This window comes from Streptomyces coffeae, from assembly GCF_016741875.1.
GTDB lineage: Bacteria > Actinomycetota > Actinomycetes > Streptomycetales > Streptomycetaceae > Streptomyces > Streptomyces coffeae.
The window spans coordinates 1-1727 of record NZ_JAERRF010000114.1 but is presented as its reverse complement, the minus strand read 5'-3'; the positions used below and the strand labels follow the sequence as shown (position 1 = coordinate 1727).

Below are 1727 nucleotides of genomic sequence, written 5' to 3'. Positions count from 1 at the left end.
GCAATTCACGCGTAGCTGTCGGCGTTGGCCGCCGATCGGCCATTGCTGGTTCATTCGGCGGTTGCTGCAGAATGACGTGTGCGTTCGTCCCGCTGATGCCGAACGAGGACACTCCGGCTCGCCGGGGTCGGCCGGTGTCCGGCCATTCTCGTGATCGGGTCAGCAACGCCACCCCACCGGAAGACCAATCCACCTCGGTCGAGGGGTCCTCGGCGAACAGGGTTCTGGGCAAGAACTGGTGCTGCAGCGCCATCACCATTTTGATGACCCCGGCAATGCCTGCCGCCGCCTGCGGGTGTCCGATGTTCGCTTTCACCGATCCGAGCCACAGGGGTGAGCCGTCGGTGTGCTCCCGCCCGTAGGTTGCCAGTAGTGCCTGTGCTTCGATCGGGTCCCCAAGTCGAGTACCCGTGCCGTGCCCTTCCACCACGTCGACATCGGCGGCCGTCAGCCCTGCGTTGGCCAGCGCCTGCCGGATCACCCGCTGCTGCGATGGTCCGTTCGGGGCCGTCAGTCCGTTCGAGGCCCCGTCCTGGTTCACGGCCGAACCCGCCAGCAGCGCGAGCACCCGGTGCCCGTTGCGCCGCGCATCGGACAACCGTTCCAGCACCACCAGGCCCACGCCCTCGGACCATCCGGTGCCGTCCGCGCCCGCACCGAACGACCGGCACCGGCCGTCCGGAGACAATCCACGCTGCCGCGCGAACTCCGTGAGGATCATCGGAGTGCCCATGACCGCGACACCGCCGGCCAGCGCGAGCGAGCACTCGCCCGATCTCAACGCCTGCGCCGCCAGGTGCAGTGCCACCAACGATGACGAACAGGCCGTGTCGACCGTTGTCGCGGGTCCCTCGAAGCCGAACTGGTACGCGATTCGCCCGGACAGGACCCCAGGCGTGGTACCGGTGAGCAGGTATCCGCCGGCGTCAGTTCCTACCGCACCGTATCCGTGCGGTGTTGCTCCTACCACCACGCCGGTCTGGGTGCCGCGCAGTGAGTCCGCGTCGATACCCGCGCGCTCGAAAGCCTCCCAGGCAACCTCCAGCAACAACCGCTGCTGCGGATCCATCGCCGTCGCCTCACGGGGCGAGATCCCGAAGAACCCGGCATCGAACTCACCCGCGTCGTGCAAGAACCCGCCACCACGCGCATACGTCGTCCCCGGATGATCCGGATCCGCGTGATACAAACCCTCCACATCCCAGCCACGCGACTCCGGAAAACCAGTAATCCCCTCCCTGCCCTCGACCACCAGCGACCACAAATCCTCCGGAGAACCCACCCCACCCGGATAACGGCAAGCCATCCCGACAATCACCACAGGATCATCGGGATCAGCAATCGACGCAGACTGGGTGTCGACGTCGACATCTGCGCCCAACACCACTGATTGCAAGTGTTCGATGAGAACAGCGGGAGTGGGGTAATCGAAGATCACCGAACTCGGTAGCGTGATCTCCAGGGCGCGCGAGAGCCTGTCCCGCAGTTCGGCGGACATCAAGGAATCGAAGCCCAGATCCCTGAACGTCTGACCGAGCGCACCCTCACCGAGCACGCCGCTGCCGAGCGTGGCTGTGATGTGCGCGCGAGCCAGCTCCGTCATCCGATACATGCGCTCGGTTTCACCGAGCCTCCGCAGCTCACTCACCAGAGCCGACGTCTCTACCGACGTCTTCTCGTCGTCGAGCGGCATGTCGAGCCAGTAGTGTTGGCGTTGGAAGGCGTAA

General features: G+C 65.7%; 1 pseudogene. It reads right to left on the bottom strand.

The window, feature by feature from the left end:
- Positions 1 to 1693, bottom strand: a pseudogene (locus tag JK363_RS41190) (type I polyketide synthase); the annotation flags it as partial.
- Positions 1694 to 1727: the final 34 nt, after the last annotated feature.